This window comes from Achromobacter sp. 1012554356 (assembly GCF_059760815.1).
In genome coordinates this window covers 103,959-119,064 of record NZ_JCBANC010000006.1, presented here as the reverse complement: position 1 = coordinate 119,064, position 15,106 = coordinate 103,959, and the positions used below count along the sequence as shown (strand labels likewise).

Below are 15,106 nucleotides of genomic sequence, written 5' to 3'. Positions count from 1 at the left end.
GGGGGGGTAGACGGGGGTTTAGCCGCCGGGCTGTGTGGGCTGCGCTGTGCGCTGCCTTGGCCGGCCACCCAGTCTTAGTGGATGAGGGGGAAAGTGATTTCACCCCAGTGCTTATACCCGCTGCCTGCCACCCGCTTGAATTCACGCTCGAATTCACAACACGCGGTTGGGGGTCAGAGTGCTGAACTACAAAGCATAGTAGTCCTGCACGGGAAACTTCATGTGAAGACCGCGATTCTAATACGGAATTCCCAAGTAAATCAAGCCAAAGGGCTACGACGTGTGCGAACGCGCCACACGGCCGGCTGTCCAGGACAGGCACGCGCAGGCTGCCAGGGTGGTCGTCAGGGGCAGGGCGGTGTCGGCCTGCCAGGCGCTGACCACAAAACCGGCGAGGGCGCCGCAAGACAGTTGAAGCGTCCCCAATAGCGCCGAGGCGGCGCCCAGCCGCTTGCCCTGGTCCGACAGCGCGAGCGCCGCCGAGTTGGGGTTCACGAAGCCCTGGCTGCCCATGTAGGCGATCAGGCACAACATCAGCAGCGGGAGCGTCAGCAGTCCGGCGAGCGTCAGCGCGACGGCGACGAGGCTGGCGCAGGCCAGCGTCACCAGCGCGCGGCGCTGCAATTGGCGCGGCGTATAGGTGCGCAGCAGGCGGGCGCTGATCTGCGAGCAGATGATGAGCGACAGCGCGTTGGCGCCGAACAGCAGGCCGTAGTATTGCGGCGGCACGCCGTAGAGTTCGATGAAGACCCGGGGCGAACCGATGATGTAGGCGAACATGCCCGCCTGTCCGAAACCGCCCGCCAGGCTGTGCGACATGAAGCCGCGGTGGGCGAAGAGGCCGCGATAGTTCTGCAGGATGGTGCTCCAGCGCAGCGGCACCACGCGGTCCGGCGTAAGCGATTCCTTCATGATCAGGATGACCGCGGCCATCAGCATCGCGCCGCCCGCCAGCATCACCCAGAACAGGCTGCGCCACGAGGTAATGGCCAGCAGCTGGCCGCCGATCAGCGGCGCGAGGATGGGCGCGAGGCCCATGATAAGCATCAGCAGCGACATCGCGCGCGCGGCTTCGTGGGTTTCATAGTGGTCGCGGATGACCGCGCGCGGGATCACGATGCCGGCCGCGCCGCCCATCGCCTGCACGACACGCCAGCCGGTCAGGGCTTCGACCGAACCCGACAGCGCGCATCCCAGCGAGGCGATCATGAACAGTGTCAGGCCCACCAGCAGCGGCGGCTTGCGGCCGTAGCGGTCCGCCATCGGGCCGTAGAACACCTGCGCCAGCGCCAGGCCGATCAGGTACGCCGCCAACGTGCGCTCGACATCGCCGCGGGCGACGCCAAGGTTCGCCGCGATCGTGGGGAACGCGGGCAGGTACATGTCGATGGCGAACGGGCCGATGGCCGTCAGCGCGCCCATGAGAATGAGCCAACCGGGCAGGCTGCTGCGGGATGTGTGCATTGGGGGCATGTAGATCGCGGTAAAACGCAGAGACAGGGCGCGCGGTAGTGCAGACGGTATTGGCCGCGCCAAGCCGGGGACTTTATCATGGGCGGGCTTACAGGAAGATTGCGGGTGTTTTGCGTTAGCGTCCCTTGTGTCCCTACGCATCCGGAAGGAGAAGCCGTGAATCCTTTGCTATCTGTAGTGGAGCGCAAACTTCAGGCGTTGCCTGTCCCCGTCCAACTTGTGCTGCCCGATGGCGCCGTGCTCGGCGCACCCGATCCGCGCGTGCGGTTCGTGACGCACGACATGACCGCGCTGGCGCATCTGGCCGAAGGGGCCGTCGGGGTGCTGGGGCAGGATTATGTCGAAGGCCGCATCGATATCGAGGGCAGCATGCGCGATGTGATGGCGGCGGCCGCGGCACTGCTGCCCGGGTCGCCGATGGACGCGGCGCGCGGCGGCTGGCTGACCGACCTGGTGCGCAAGGTGATGTCGGTGTGGCGCCATTCCCTCGAGCGCGATGCTCGGCAGATCGAATTTCACTACGACCTGTCCGACGACTTCTACGCCCTGTGGCTGGACCCGCGCCGCGTGTATTCCTGCGCGTACTACCGCGAGCCCGGCATGACGCTGGCGCAGGCGCAGGAGGCCAAGCTGGATCACATCTGCCGCAAGCTGCGCCTGGCGGCGGGCGAGCGTTTCCTGGATGTGGGCGCGGGGTGGGGCGGGCTGCTGCTGTGGGCGGCGGAACACTACGGCGTGGACGCCACGGGCATCACGCTGTCGCGCAACCAGCACGCGCACGTAAGCCGGCTGATCCAGGATAAAGGGTTGTCCGATCGCGTGCGCATCGAGCTGCTGGACTACCGCAAGCTGGACGCATCGCAGCCTTACGACAAGATTGCGTCGGTGGGCATGTTCGAGCACGTGGGCCGCGCGCAACTGGAAAGCTACTTCGCCACGCTGCGGCGCCTGCTCAAGCCGGGCGGGCTCATCATGAACCACGGCATCACCGCCGCCGGCGTGGATAACGCGGAACTCGGCAATGGCATGGGCGAGTTCATCGAGAAGTACATCTTCCCGGGCGGCGAACTCACCCATGTCAGCGTCGTGATGCAGGCATTGGCCAACGGCGGCCTGGAAGACCTGGACGCCGAAAACCTGCGCCCGCATTACGCGCGCACGCTGTGGGCGTGGAGTGATCGGCTGGAGGCGCGGCTGCCGGAGGCGGCGCGCATTCTGGGGGCGGACCACGGTGAGCGGTCGCTGCGTGCCTACCGGCTGTACCTGGCCGGCAGCGCGATGGCCTTCGAGCATGGATGGATCGCGCTGCATCAGATCCTGGCGCAGCATCCCGCGACGGGACGCGCGGACGAGCTGGATCACCCCGCCGATCTGTCGTATCCGTGGCGGCGGGACTATATGTACGGAGACGTGCCCGGGCATTGAAGGCCGGACACTGCGCGCAACCCCGGTGATTTGCAAATCGCCGATCCGTCGTTCGTGGCGGAGGGCGAGCGGCATACCATCGAACCTTCCATTGCAAGCAATCACAGCAGGGGGTTCCATGGCCGGCAAACACGCGGCGCCGCAAGGCAGCGCCAATTCGGGCTACGAGGCGGATGTGCTGGTCATCGGCGGCGGTCCCGCCGGGACCTGGGCCGCAGTCTGCGCCGCCCAGGCCGGCGCAAGCGTCATCCTGGCGGACAAAGGCTATTGCGGGTCGTCCGGCGCCACCGCCGCGGCCGGCACCGCGGTCTGGTATGTCGATCCCGATCCGCAGAAGCGCGCCGCCGCGATGGCCAGCCGCTACGACATGGGCGGCCGGCTGGCGGACCATGGCTGGATGGGCCGCGTCCTGGACCGGACGTGGGACGGCATCAATACCCTGGCGGACTGGGGCTATCCCTTTCCGGTGGATGGCGACGGCGTGTCGCGCCGCAATTCGCTGCAGGGCCCGGAGTACATGCGCCTGATGCGCAAGCAGGTCAAGCAGGCGGGCGGCAGGATTCTCGATCATCACCCGGTGCTGGAACTGCTGCGCGATGAGCACGGCGCGGTCGCCGGCGCGGCGGGCGTGGACCGGCAGCGGGGCGGCGCGTGGACGGTGCGCGCGGGGGCGGTCGTCATCGCCACGGGCGGTTGCGCCTTCCTGAGCCGGGCGCTGGGCTGCAACGTGCTGACCGGAGACGGCCTGCTGATGGCAGCCGAACTGGGCGCGGAGCTGTCGGGCATGGAGTTTTCCAACGCCTACGGCATTGCGCCCGAGTTCGGCTCGGTGACCAAGACGCTGTTCTATAGCTGGGCGACCTTCACCGACGTTGACGGCGTGCCGATCCCCGGCGCGGCGTCCAAGGGCGGGCGCTCGGTCATCGCGCGCGAACTGCTGCGCCAGAAAGTCTATGCGCGCCTGGATCAGGCCGACGAGGCCACGCGGCAGGCGATGCGCGCCGCGCAACCGAACTTCTTCCTGCCGTTCGACCGCAGCGGCATCGACCCGTTTACGCAGCGATTTCCCGTGACGCTTCGGCTGGAGGGCACCGTGCGCGGCACGGGTGGCCTGCGGCTGGCGGGGCCGGATTGTTCGACCACCGTGCCGGGGCTGTACGCCGCTGGTGATGCCGCAACGCGCGAGCCCATTTGCGGCGGCTTTACCGGGGGCGGCAGCCATAACGCCGCCTGGGCCATCTCGTCCGGATCCTGGGCCGGCGCCGGCGCTGCCGGCCATGCGCTGGCCGCGCGCGGCCGCGGACGTACCGTCATCGCCGCGGGGGCCGCGGGCCTGCGTGGAAACGGCGCGCGCGCCGCGGATGCCGCCGCGCTGGTCAGGGCGGTGCAGGACGAGGTCATGCCCTTCGAGCGGAACTATTTCAGGACGGCGGACGTGCTGGAGCCGTCGGTCGCCCGGTTGGACACGCAGTGGCAAGGCTTGCGGTCGGCGGCGCCCGCGGCCGCCGCGGATCTGCTGGCGACGCGCGAGGCGGCGGCCATGCTGGCCACGTCGCGCTGGATGTACCGCAGCGCGCTGGCCCGCCGCGAGACGCGCGGCATGCACAAACGCTACGACTTCTTGGAGCAGGACGCCGCGCAATACCATCATTTAAGCGCTGGCGGGCTGGACGAGGTGTGGGTGCAGCCGCGCGCGTTGGACGGGGGAGGGGCGCAATCCGTGCCGCAGCCCGCACCGCAATCCGCAACGCAGACGAGGCTGGCGGCATGATCGAGCTCATCAGCGACAGCCGTTGCACGGGCTGCAATATCTGCGTCCGGGTGTGCCCGGTCAATGTGTTCGACATCGTGGAAGGGGCGGCGCCGGTCATCGCGCGCCAGGACGCCTGTCAGACCTGCTTCATGTGCGAGGCGTGGTGCCCCGAAGACGCCATGTACGTGTCGCCCCAGGCCGATGCGCCTGCGCCGGTGGCCGAAGACGAACTGGTGCGGGCCGGATTGCTGGGCAGCTACCGCCTTCAGATCGGCTGGAACCGCGATTCGCGCGATCTGCGTACGGCGGACCAGTCGTTCAAGCTGTTGGGGGGCGGACCGGGCCGTTAGTCCGGCTCGCGGTGCACGATGTGCCCGCCCACGATGGTCATTGTGCAGCGCACGTCCCGCCACGCCGCAGCGGGCAACTGCATCGGGTCCTGATCCAGCACCGCCAAGTCCGCGGCAAATCCCGGCGCGAGCGGGCCCTTCCAGTCTTCGTCGAAACTCAACCGCGCGCCGGCCACGGTGAATGCGCGCAGCGCATCGTGGGCGGAGAGCGCCTGCCCGGCGCCAATGACGCGGCCCGTCAGCCGCTCCTGCCGAACGCCCGCCACCCACAGCGTGTGGAACGGGTCGTAAGGAATGTTGTCGGTCGCCAGCGACACATCGAGTCCCAGCGCCAGCATGTCGGCATGCGGCACCACGCCTTCTCCGCCGTCGGGTTCGTCCAGGTAGGCCGCGCCGCCTTTCCACAGGAAATACGTGGGAATGGTCGTGACCAGCACGTCCAGCGCCTTGAGCGCCTTCAGGTCGTCGATGCGCGACCGGGCGATGTGCTGCACAACCCAGCGGCGGCCGGCCAGCGGAAACCGGGCGTTGACCTCGCGCAGCACCGGTACGACTTCGTGCAACTTGTCCGAGACGATGACGTTGACGCGCAGGTCATGTTCGGCCGCCAGCAGGCACAGCGCCCGGAAGTCCGATGGCGTAACGGCCTGTTCGACGAAGCCGGACCAGCCGGTGTCCGGCAGGTTGGCGCGCGCGCAGCAGGCCACGACGGGATCGCCGCCGTAGGCGATATGGATGCCGCTGACCCGGAACCACGGGTCGCCCAGGCCGCGCCCGCGTGCGGTGGCCAGCCAGTCGCGCATGGCGCGCGCCGCTTCGGCCAGATCGCTCCACGCGGGGCTGACGACCAGCGTGGAACGCATGGTCAGCTGGCCGTCTTCCCATAGCTTGCGGTAGACGGAGATGGTCTCGGGCGCGCAGCCGTGGCCTTCGTAAATGCTGGTGGTGCCCTTGGCGTGATAAAGCTGCTGCGAGATGCGCAGGCCCTTCAGCCGGTCGGCATAGCCAAAACGCGGCACGTCGGGCAGCAGGTCGAATTCGACGGCGGGGCGGGCGTTGCGCTCGACGATGCTGCCGTTCAGTTCGCCGGCGGCATCGCGGCCCAGTTCGATGCCGCCGCAGCGGGGCTGCGATGCCGGCGTCAGGCCATTGCGTGCCAGCGCAAGGCTGTTGAGCGCGCCGCTTCCGGGCGGCTTACCCCAGTTGCCGAAGGGCGCGGGGATATAGACGGGGTGGTCGGGCGCCGCGGCGTCCAGTTCCTGCCGGCTGGGCAGCCGGCCTTCCGCCAACTGCGCCGCGCCGCCGAAGAAATAGGGTGGCGTGCCCACCGGCATGGTGACGATGTAGTCGCCGGGCGGCGTGGACCGCGCTGCTCGCGCACCACCTGCAACACGTCTGCAACGCTGCGCGCGTGGGCCAGCGAGGGGCGCAGGGTCTTTAACCCCTCGCGCTCCATGTGGGCATGGCTGTCGTTGATGCCGGGAATTACCGTCGCGCCCTGCAGGTCCAGCACCTGCGCATCGCCGCCCGCCAGCGCCAAGGCTTGCTCGTCGTAGGCCGCGACCCGGCCGTCTGCCAGCGCGATGGCATGGGCCGATGGGCGGGCGTCATGAAACGTATGGATGCGCGCGTTGCGCAGCACCAGCGTGCGGGGTGCGGCCCGCCTGTGAAAAAGGCTCATGTCAGGAGGCGCTTTGATACCAGGGGAATAGTCGGCGCGCTGCCCAGACGAACAGGCGGTCCGCCAGGAAGCCGAATGTGCCCAGCAGCACCAGGCCGATGAACATGATCTCCACCTGGAAAAGCTGATGGCCCAGCGACATCATGTAGGCGATGCCACGGGTCGACCCCGACAGCTCGGCCGCCACCAGCACGATCAGCGACACGGCGATGGCCTGGCGCACGCCGGCCAGGATGAAGGGCAGGGCGGCGGGCAGGATGACGAGAAAGAGCGTGCGCAGCCTGCCGGCGCCCAACGCCGCCGCGGATCGCAGGTACACGATGTTGGTGTCGCGCACGCCGATGAAGGTGGTGATCCAGATGGGAAAGAAGGCGCCCCAGGCGATCAGCGCGATCTTCGGCAGTTCGCCGATGCCGAACCACAGCACCGCCAGCGGAACGACGGCGAGCGACGGCACCGAGCGAAAGCCATGCAGCACGGGTTCGCTCAGGTGATGCAGGAACGCGATCCGCGCCGTCAGGATGCCGGCGGTGATGCCGAGGATCAGCGCGATACTGAATCCTGCCGCGGCCCGCGTGAGGCTGGCGGTGATGTGCCCGGCCAGTTCGCCCGATTCGATCAGCGGCAACGCGGCCTGCAGCACGCGCGACGGCGGCGGAAAGAGCGCCGGGTTCATCCACGAGAACACGTGCGGGATGGCTTCCCACCCCAGCAGGAACAGCGCGATGCCGGCCAGGTTCAACAGCAGCCGGCGGCGGCGACGGGCGCGCTCCGCTCGCGCGTGCGCCTGTTGGAAGCGGTCGGCCAGTCCCGCACGCGCGGGCCGCGCATCGCCGCTGGCCGCGTGATCGGCTTGGACGGGAACATCAGCGGTCGTCTCGGCCACGGATTCGCGGCGCAGGGTCAATGAGGTCATGCTGCCTGCCTTTGGGCGCCGGCCGCCAGCGCTGCTTCGATCCGGTTGTAGTGTTGGGCGAATTCAATGGACCCGCGCTGCCGCGGATAGTCCAGGCCAATGCGGATGTCGTCGCTGATCGTGCCCGGATGCGGCGCCATGACGACGACGCGTTGCGCAAGGAAGATCGCTTCGTCGATGTTGTGGGTGACGAACACCACCGATACGCCGGTCTCCTGCCACAGCCGCAGCAGGTCCTTTTGCAGCGCGGCGCGGGTCATCGCGTCCACGGCTGCGAACGGCTCGTCCATGAGCAGGACTTTCGGTTCGACGACCAGGGACCGCGCCACGGCGATGCGCTGGCGCATGCCGCCGGACAACTCGTGCGGATAGCGGTCAGCGGACGCAGCCAAACCCACGCGCTCCAGCGCCGCCAGCGCGCGGTGGCGGCGTTGCGGTGCGGCGACCGATTGCGCGCGCAGGCCGAATTCCACGTTCTGCCGGGCCGTCATCCACGGAAAGAGCGCATATTCCTGAAACACCACGCCGCGTTCGGGACCGGGGCGTTCGACCTGTTCGCCATGGAACCGGACCGCGCCGTCGGTGGGCTGCAGAAAGCCCGCCAGCAGGTGCAGCAGCGTCGTCTTGCCGCAGCCCGAGGGGCCGATCAGGCACGTGAACTCGCCGGCCGCCAGGTCCAGCGACACCTCGTGCAGCGCCTGCGCGGGCGCGTTGCCGCGCGTGGCAAAGAACTGCGACACGCGCTGGAATTCGATCAGGGCGCCCATGCCGTCAGGCCAGTTTGACGCGGTCGGGCGCGGCGGCGGACAGCGGCGCGTCCTTGATCGCGGCGCGGAACAACGCGCGCAAGTCGCCGGCGGGTGCGGGCGCCAGCTTGGCGTCGATGGCCCACTTGGCCTGATTCACCAGGTCGTCCACGAAGCTGTCGTCGAATCCCACCTTGAATTCGAATACCGAGGTCGCCTGCTTGACCTCCGCGGGCGTGCTGCGGATGCGCGTGGCGATCAAGTCGGGCCACGCCGGGTCCTGCGCGATGCGCTTTTCGGCGTCGAGCAGCGCGCCGATGGCGTCCTTGACCAGCGCCTGGCGCGTGTCCAGCGTGTTCTGGTTGACCAGCAGCAACTGGTGGCTGCGGAAGAATTTCTCGTAGCCATCCTGCGTCAGGAAGAACGCCTTGCCGCCGCTTTGGCGCAGCGCCGCGTTGCCGGCCTGCGCGGTCCAGGAAAACGCGTCGATGTCGCCGCGCACCAGCGCGCCGATGAGATCGGTGGGCGCCAGATTCACCTGCGTGATGTCGCTGGCGGACAGCTTTGCGAATTCCAGATACTTGGCCAGTGCGTACTGCCCCGACGTGCCTGCGGGCGTGCCGATCTTCTTGCCCTTCAGGCTGGCGGGCTGGTCGGCGGCGATGCCGCTGCCTTCGCGCGCCACGATCTTCATGTCGTACGAGTAGCGGCTGAAATTGGCCAGGATGCCAGGCTTCAGACCCTGCAACACGGCAAAGACCAGCGGCGTATCCGTGGTGGTCGAGAAGTTGGCCGAGCCGGCCAGCAGGGCCTGCATCGAGTCCCGTCCGGTCGGAAAATCCAGCACCTTCAGATCCACGTTGCGCGCCTTCCAGTAGCCACCGCTTTCGGCGACGAACGGCAGCGCCCAGGTGTAGCCCGCGCTGCCGGAAGCCAGCGTGGCCTGCTCGCGGGACTGGGCGAACGTCACGCCGGTCAGCGCGCCCGCGGCGCCTGCGGCGGCCACCGAACCGATATGGAACAACAGACGCCGGCGCGCGGCGTCGATGGAAGGCAGCTTCTTGTACGAACTCATGATTCCAAACCCCGATATGCATGTGAAATAGCTTGGGGTCATGCTACGGAGCGAAGGCTGCGCCGACAAAGAATATCTGGACATATGCTTGTTTCTTACGGCCGCGCTGGGGCGTGCGGCTTGGGAATGGCGGCCGCGCCAAGCGGCCTGCCAGCGGGGGTATTTGGATAGCAGAAATAGTTCGTTCCGCCGCCGAGCGCGCGTTGCTAGGATCGCCGGTCACCCTACGCAGCGAATGACGCGGCGTGGCGAACCCACCGGCCCAAGGAGCCCGCGACCTCATGTCCATCAATCCCTTTCCCCTGCGGCGCTTCGCGGCGACCTCCGCGCTGGCTTTTGCAACGCTAGTCGCGGCCGCCGCACCGGCGCATGCCGAAGGCACGCTGCGCGTGGCGCAGCAGTTTGGCATCGCCTATCTGATCCTTGATGTGGTCAAGGACCAGAAACTGATCGAGAAGCACGGCAAGCAGGCCGGCGTGGACATCAAGGTGGAATGGGCGCAGATTTCTGGCGCGTCGGCCATGAACGAGGCGCTGCTCGCCGGCGCGCTGGACATGGTGTCGGCCGGCGTGCCGCCTGCGCTGGTGCTGTGGGACCGCACGCGCGGCAAGCAGAACGTGAAGCTGGTGGCGGCGCTGGGGTCGTTGCCCAACTATCTGCTGAGCAACAATCCGGCGGTGAAGACACTGGACGACTTCGGCGCCAAGGACCGCATCGCGGTGCCGGCCGCTGGCGTCGGATTCCAGTCGCGCACCTTGCAGATCGAAGCGGCCAAGCGCTACGGCAAGGACAACTTCAAGCGCTTCGACGATATCTCCATCAGCCTGCCGCATCCGGACGCCACCACCGCCCTGATCTCCGGCGGCCTGGAGGTGAATGCGCATTTTTCCAGCGCGCCGTTCTACTACCAGGCGCTGGAACGCAATCCGGCGGTGCACAAAGTGATCAGTTCGTACGACATTCTGGGCGGACCCGCGACGTTCAACGTGCTGTACACCACGCAGAAATTCCACGACGCCAATCCCAAGACCTATCAGGCGTTCTACGCCGCGCTGGCGGAAGCCGCGGCGTGGATTCCCGCGCACAAGGACGAGGCCGCCGCGATCTTCATCCGACAGCAGAATTCCAAGCTGCCGGCGGATTTCGTGAAGAAGATCCTGGACGATCCCGAGAACCAGTTCACGATCACGCCGCAGCAGACCAAGGTGTATGCCGACAAGCTGCGCGAGATCGGCGTGCTGCAAGGGCAGGCCGAAAGCTGGAAGGATTATTTCTTCGCGCCGGCCCACGCCGCCGCGGGTAGCTGACGGTCAGCGGGTTTACTCGAACAAGCCCTGCGCCCGTGCGCGCTCCAGCGCGTCGGGCGGCAGCCAGCGGCCCAGCGCGGCCAGCGCCGTGGTGCCGCGCAATGGCGCCGCGACCGGCGTGATCGGCGGCGCCGTACTGCGGCTCAGGCGCGGCGCGGGCGCCGGCTGGGCGATGCCGTCGACCTCGGCGAACGTGCCGCGTGCGCGCAGGTGCGGGTGATTCGGCGCTTCGTCAAAACTCAGCACGGGCGCGAAGCACGCATCGGTTCCTTCCAGCCGCGCGGTCCATTCTTCGCGCGAGCGGCCGGCAAAGGCGTGCGCCAACTGCTCGCGCAGCGCAGGCCAGCGGGCGCGGTCGGATTGCCACGCGGCCAGCTCCGCCGGCAGTTCCAGCAGGGTCAGCAGCGTCTTGAAGAACTTGGCTTCCAGCGGCCCAACGGAGACGTAGCGTCCATCACGGCACGCGTAGACGTCGTAGAAGGGCGCGCCGGAGTCGATCAGGTTCGTGCCGCGCTCGGCCCGCCATACGCCTGCCGCAGCCAGGCCATGAAAGGCGGTGGACAGGGACGCCACGCCATCGACCATGGCCGCGTCCACGACCTGTCCCAGACCGCTGCGCGCGCGTTCGATCAGCGCGGCCAGGATGCCCAGTGCCAGATACAACCCGCCGCCCGCGAAGTCGCCCAAGAGCGCCAGCGGCGGCGTGGGCGGCTGCCCCTGCCGGCCGATCGCCTCGAGGGCGCCGGTGATCGCCAGATAGTTGATGTCGTGTCCCGCCGACAGGGCCAGCGGGCCGGTCTGGCCCCAGCCCGTGACCCGGCCATAGACAAGACGCGGATTGCGCGCGAGGCACGCGTCCGGACCGAGGCCGAGCCGCTCCATGACGCCGGGCCGGAACCCTTCGATCAAGGCGTCCGCGTTCTCGACCAGGTCCAGCACGAGCGCCGCGGATTCCGGCCGCTTGAGGTCCAGTTCAATCGACGTGCGGTTGCGCAGCAACAGGTTGAAGCGCGGTTCGCGCTGGATGCCTTGCGCCACGGGTTCCCGGCGCTGGATGCGAAGGACCGTCGCGCCCATGTCGGCGAGCAGCATCGCCGCCATCGGCGCCGGGCCGATTCCTTCGAGTTCGATGAGGGTCAGGCCCGCCAGCGCGCCCGCGCCGGGCGTCTGCTGCGCGCTCATGCGGCGGTCACCGCGCGTTCGGCGACCGCGGCCACCAGAAAGCGCTGCACCGCCGCCCACGAGTCCGCGTTGGCGCGCGCGTTGGCCGCGGCGTCGCCTCCGCCGGTCAGCACGATGCCGGACACCGCATGCGCGCGAGCGATCTCGGTGGTGGGCACGCCGGGCGCCTGCATGGCGTGTCCGGCGTCGGGATAGTCCAGATGCGCCACGGCGTGCGGGTGGCCGGCGGCCTGCAGGGCGTTTGCCACGTCGGCGGCGTACTGGGTCGATGGCCAATAGCCGTCGTCGCCCGCGGACAGCACCAGGACCGGACCCGCTATCCGTTCCACCGGAATGCGGGCGCGCGCGACGGCGGCCGCATCCTGCTGGGCGTTCACGAACGCCTGCGCCTGGCGACGCGGCTCGGGCAGGCTGTCGACGAGGCCCCAATCCTGCGCGACGTTGTTCTCCCAGACGTGCGCCAGGGGCTGGCCCGCCTGCGTCCAGGCGGGACCGAAGCGGCCCGTGCCCGGTTTGCCCGCGTTCAGCACGCCGTGCACGACCGAGCTGGGCACATAGGCGATCACCGCCGATACGGCCTGCGGATACAGGCTGCCCAGCAGCAGCGCCAGTTCGCCGCCGCGCGAATGGCCGCTGACCGCGACGAAATCGCCCGCCGGCCTGACTGTGGTGCGCAGCCATTGCAGCGCGCGCTCGAAGTATTCCAGGGGGATCGCGGAAAGGTAGTCCGGCAGGCCGGGCGCGCCGAAGTAGCCCAGCGCCAGCGCGGCATAGCCGCGCGACGCAAAGAGGGCGGCCCGCGCTTCGTTGATGCCGCCGCCCGATCCGTTCAGCACCACGATGGCCGGATGCGGGCCGGGGCCGGCGGGGGTATACAGCACGCCCACCAAGCCGTCCTCGTTCAAGGGCTGCCGGGTGACGCCGATGTCCGCGTGGCGCTGTTCGAAGCGGGCGGACGCGTGATTGCCGTGCGTGTCGCTGGCCGCCGCGATCAAATGGATGACGCCATCCGCGCTTTCGGGGGCGGGCAGGTCATCGGCGTCTTGAGCATCGCCGGCCCGCGCGGGCGACTGCGACCAGATCGGACCCTGGCCATCGGCGACCCCGTAGCCGCCGGATTCGGGAGCCTGCCCGGACACGTCGACCGACCCCTTCGCGTCGGCAAGGAAGGTGTTGCGGCTGCGCCAGGTCTCGCCATCGGGCTGGCGCGAAGTCAGCGTCAGGGTCACGGCGGAATGCGGATGAAAGCCTTCCAGCGTGAAGACGCGGGGAACGTCGATCAACGCGGTGGCGGGGGTGACGGCAAGACGGGCTGGCATGCTTGAGGGTTCCAATTGGGGCGGGAAAATCCCTGAACTTAGGTGGGCAAATCCAGGTTGCCAACGAAGATTTCCGCATGCCGATAGCCGGTTTTCACCTAAGGACTTCACGCCATTTGCAGATGGGAAATCGGTCGTTCCGATGTATGTGCATGACGCTTAAGCTGCGAGGCTTGATGTCGGTTCGCCCCAAGCGTGGCGTGCAGGGCATCGTCTTCAACCGTGCCTTTCATGACCGATCTGTCCGACATCCAACACGTCCGCCGCATATCTCCCGACCGCCAGCCCGCGTCCGCCGCCATCTCGCTGCGTAAGGTGTCCAAGCGCTTTGCGCGCCGCGACGACACGCCCCTGCAGGTGCTCGAAGGCATCGACCTGGACATTCCGCATGGTCAAGTGGTTGCCATTCTGGGCGCGTCGGGCTGCGGCAAGAGCACGCTGCTCAACCTGATCGCGGGTCTGGCGCATCCCGACGAGGGCAACATCCTGGTGGAAGGCGCCAGCACGGCGGCGTACACGGACTGGCGTGCAGTGGGATATCTGTTCCAGGACGACCGGCTGCTGCCGTGGCGCACCGCGCGGGAAAACGTCTGCTTCGGCCTGGAGGCCACGCGCCTGCCGCGCGCCGAACGCCAGGCGCGGGCGCTGGCCGCGCTGGAAACGGTGGGGCTGGCCGGCTTCGCGTCGGCCTATCCGCACGAGTTGTCCGGCGGCATGCGCAGCCGCGTGGCGCTGGCGCGCAGCCTGGTGAACGCGCCGCGTATCCTGCTGCTGGACGAACCCTTTTCCAAGCTGGACCCCGGCACCCGCGCGCAGATGCACGCCGAGCTGCTGGAAATCCAGGCGAGCCGGGGCATGACCGTGGTGTTCGTGACGCACGATGTCGAGGAAGCGGCGGTGCTGGCCGACCAGGTGGTGATCCTGCGGCCACGGCCGGGCCGCATCCGCGAGATCGCGCCGGTGACGCTGGCCAGGCCGCGCGCGCCGTCGCAACCTGAGGTCGCCGAGCTGATCCGTCAGTTGCGCGTGCGGGTGTAGCGTCATGAACCAGACTTCGATTTCGGCCGTCCGCGTGTCGGCATGGCGTGTCCTTGGCGGCAATGCGGGCCGGCGCCTGCTGCTGGTGGCGCTGCTGCTGGCGGCATGGGCGTTCGCCGCACGCGGCGTGCCCGCGTACATCCTGCCGGGGCCGGCGCGCGTGGCCGATGCGCTGGGACGGCTGGTTTCCAGCGATACGTTCTGGCGCGATCTGGGCGTGACATTCTGGCGCGTCATCGCGGGCTTTTCGCTGGCCGCCGTGGCGGGCACCGCGCTGGGGCTGCTGTTTGGCAGCCGCCGCAAACTGGGCGAATTCTTCGAACCCGTGCTGGCAGTCACCAACACGATTTCTTCGGCCATCTGGGCGATCTTCGCCATCATCTGGTTCGGCATCTCCAACGCCACCACCATCTTCGTGGTGTTCATGACCGCGCTGCCGCTGATCCTGACCAACGTCTGGCAGGGCGCCCGGTCGGTGCGCGCCGATCTGGTTGAACTGGCGCGCAGCTTCCGCATGTCGCCGCTGCGCATTCTGCGCACGATCTATCTGCCGTCCATCCTGCCCGACTTCTTCTCCGGCGCGCGCCTGGCCTTCGGCTTCGGCTGGCGGGTGTCGCTGGTGGCCGAGACGATCGGCGCGTCCAACGGCGTGGGCTACCGGCTGCGGCAGGCGGCCGACCTCGTGCAGACGGATCAGGTGTTCGCGTGGACGATCACGCTGGTCGGCCTGATGGTGCTGATCGAATTCTGCGTGCTCAAGCCGCTGGAGACGCACCTGTTCCGCTGGCGCCGCGCCGCCGCAGACTGATCTTCTTCCCTTTTTTTCTCCCGTTACGGATCC

Annotated in this window: 12 protein-coding genes and 1 pseudogene; 6 read left to right on the top strand and 7 right to left on the bottom strand. The window is 68.3% G+C overall.

The window, feature by feature from the left end:
* Nucleotides 1-273 precede the first annotated feature (273 nt).
* Nucleotides 274-1,473 (bottom strand): Bcr/CflA family multidrug efflux MFS transporter, encoded by a 1,200-nt coding sequence (locus AC6LJW_RS04610; RefSeq protein WP_082578885.1) that lies wholly within the window; start codon nt 1,471-1,473, stop codon nt 274-276.
* A 156-nt stretch (nt 1,474-1,629) separates the two neighbouring features.
* Here AC6LJW_RS04610 and AC6LJW_RS04605 point away from each other — a divergent pair, with 156 nt between their 5' ends.
* From AC6LJW_RS04605 to AC6LJW_RS04595, 3 genes are all read left to right on the top strand, one after another.
* Nucleotides 1,630-2,898, top strand: a complete 1,269-nt coding sequence (locus tag AC6LJW_RS04605; RefSeq protein ID WP_498086625.1) for a class I SAM-dependent methyltransferase — start codon at nt 1,630-1,632, stop codon at nt 2,896-2,898.
* A 118-nt stretch (nt 2,899-3,016) separates the two neighbouring features.
* A complete protein-coding gene (locus tag AC6LJW_RS04600; protein WP_498086624.1) occupies nt 3,017-4,669 on the top strand; it encodes an FAD-dependent oxidoreductase in 1,653 nt (550 codons plus the stop codon).
* Entirely contained in the window at nt 4,666-5,001 is a 336-nt protein-coding gene (locus AC6LJW_RS04595) for a 4Fe-4S dicluster domain-containing protein (protein WP_498086623.1), read from the top strand. Before AC6LJW_RS04600 ends, AC6LJW_RS04595 begins: the two co-directional genes overlap by 4 nt.
* On the opposite strand, the pseudogene AC6LJW_RS04590 reads toward AC6LJW_RS04595, so the two are convergent.
* The 4 genes and pseudogenes from AC6LJW_RS04590 to AC6LJW_RS04575 all read right to left on the bottom strand — a co-directional run bounded on the left by AC6LJW_RS04590 (nt 4,998) and on the right by AC6LJW_RS04575 (nt 9,419).
* Nucleotides 4,998-6,457: pseudogene (locus AC6LJW_RS04590) on the bottom strand (amidohydrolase family protein). The gene AC6LJW_RS04595 and the pseudogene AC6LJW_RS04590 sit on opposite strands and share 4 nt — an antisense overlap.
* Nucleotides 6,458-6,683: 226 nt before the next feature.
* A complete protein-coding gene (locus tag AC6LJW_RS04585; protein WP_082578884.1) occupies nt 6,684-7,598 on the bottom strand; it encodes an ABC transporter permease in 915 nt (304 codons plus the stop codon).
* A complete protein-coding gene (locus tag AC6LJW_RS04580; protein WP_056564059.1) occupies nt 7,595-8,365 on the bottom strand; it encodes an ABC transporter ATP-binding protein in 771 nt (256 codons plus the stop codon). Before AC6LJW_RS04580 ends, AC6LJW_RS04585 begins: the two co-directional genes overlap by 4 nt.
* Nucleotides 8,366-8,369: 4 nt before the next feature.
* Nucleotides 8,370-9,419 (bottom strand): ABC transporter substrate-binding protein, encoded by a 1,050-nt coding sequence (locus AC6LJW_RS04575; RefSeq protein ID WP_498086622.1) that lies wholly within the window; start codon nt 9,417-9,419, stop codon nt 8,370-8,372.
* A gap of 281 nt (nt 9,420-9,700) precedes the next feature.
* On the opposite strand from AC6LJW_RS04575, the gene AC6LJW_RS04570 reads away from it, so the two are divergent.
* Nucleotides 9,701-10,726 carry an ABC transporter substrate-binding protein gene (locus AC6LJW_RS04570; protein ID WP_498086621.1) on the top strand — a complete coding sequence of 342 codons (1,026 nt, stop codon included), beginning with the start codon at nt 9,701-9,703 and terminating at the stop codon, nt 10,724-10,726.
* A gap of 12 nt (nt 10,727-10,738) precedes the next feature.
* Here AC6LJW_RS04570 and AC6LJW_RS04565 read toward each other — a convergent pair whose 3' ends face one another.
* Both AC6LJW_RS04565 and AC6LJW_RS04560 read right to left on the bottom strand, forming a co-directional pair.
* Nucleotides 10,739-11,908 (bottom strand): CaiB/BaiF CoA transferase family protein, encoded by a 1,170-nt coding sequence (locus tag AC6LJW_RS04565; protein ID WP_498086620.1) that lies wholly within the window; start codon nt 11,906-11,908, stop codon nt 10,739-10,741.
* A complete protein-coding gene (locus tag AC6LJW_RS04560; RefSeq protein WP_498086619.1) occupies nt 11,905-13,227 on the bottom strand; it encodes an acyl-CoA thioester hydrolase/BAAT C-terminal domain-containing protein in 1,323 nt (440 codons plus the stop codon). The genes AC6LJW_RS04565 and AC6LJW_RS04560 overlap by 4 nt, the downstream gene beginning before the upstream one ends.
* A 231-nt stretch (nt 13,228-13,458) precedes the next feature.
* On the opposite strand from AC6LJW_RS04560, the gene AC6LJW_RS04555 reads away from it, so the two are divergent.
* Complete coding sequence (locus AC6LJW_RS04555) at nt 13,459-14,265, top strand: ABC transporter ATP-binding protein (protein ID WP_498086618.1); 807 nt, start codon at nt 13,459-13,461, stop codon at nt 14,263-14,265.
* A gap of 4 nt (nt 14,266-14,269) precedes the next feature.
* Nucleotides 14,270-15,073 carry an ABC transporter permease gene (locus AC6LJW_RS04550; RefSeq protein WP_082578880.1) on the top strand — a complete coding sequence of 268 codons (804 nt, stop codon included), beginning with the start codon at nt 14,270-14,272 and terminating at the stop codon, nt 15,071-15,073.
* The last annotated feature ends 33 nt before the right edge of the window (nt 15,074-15,106 follow it).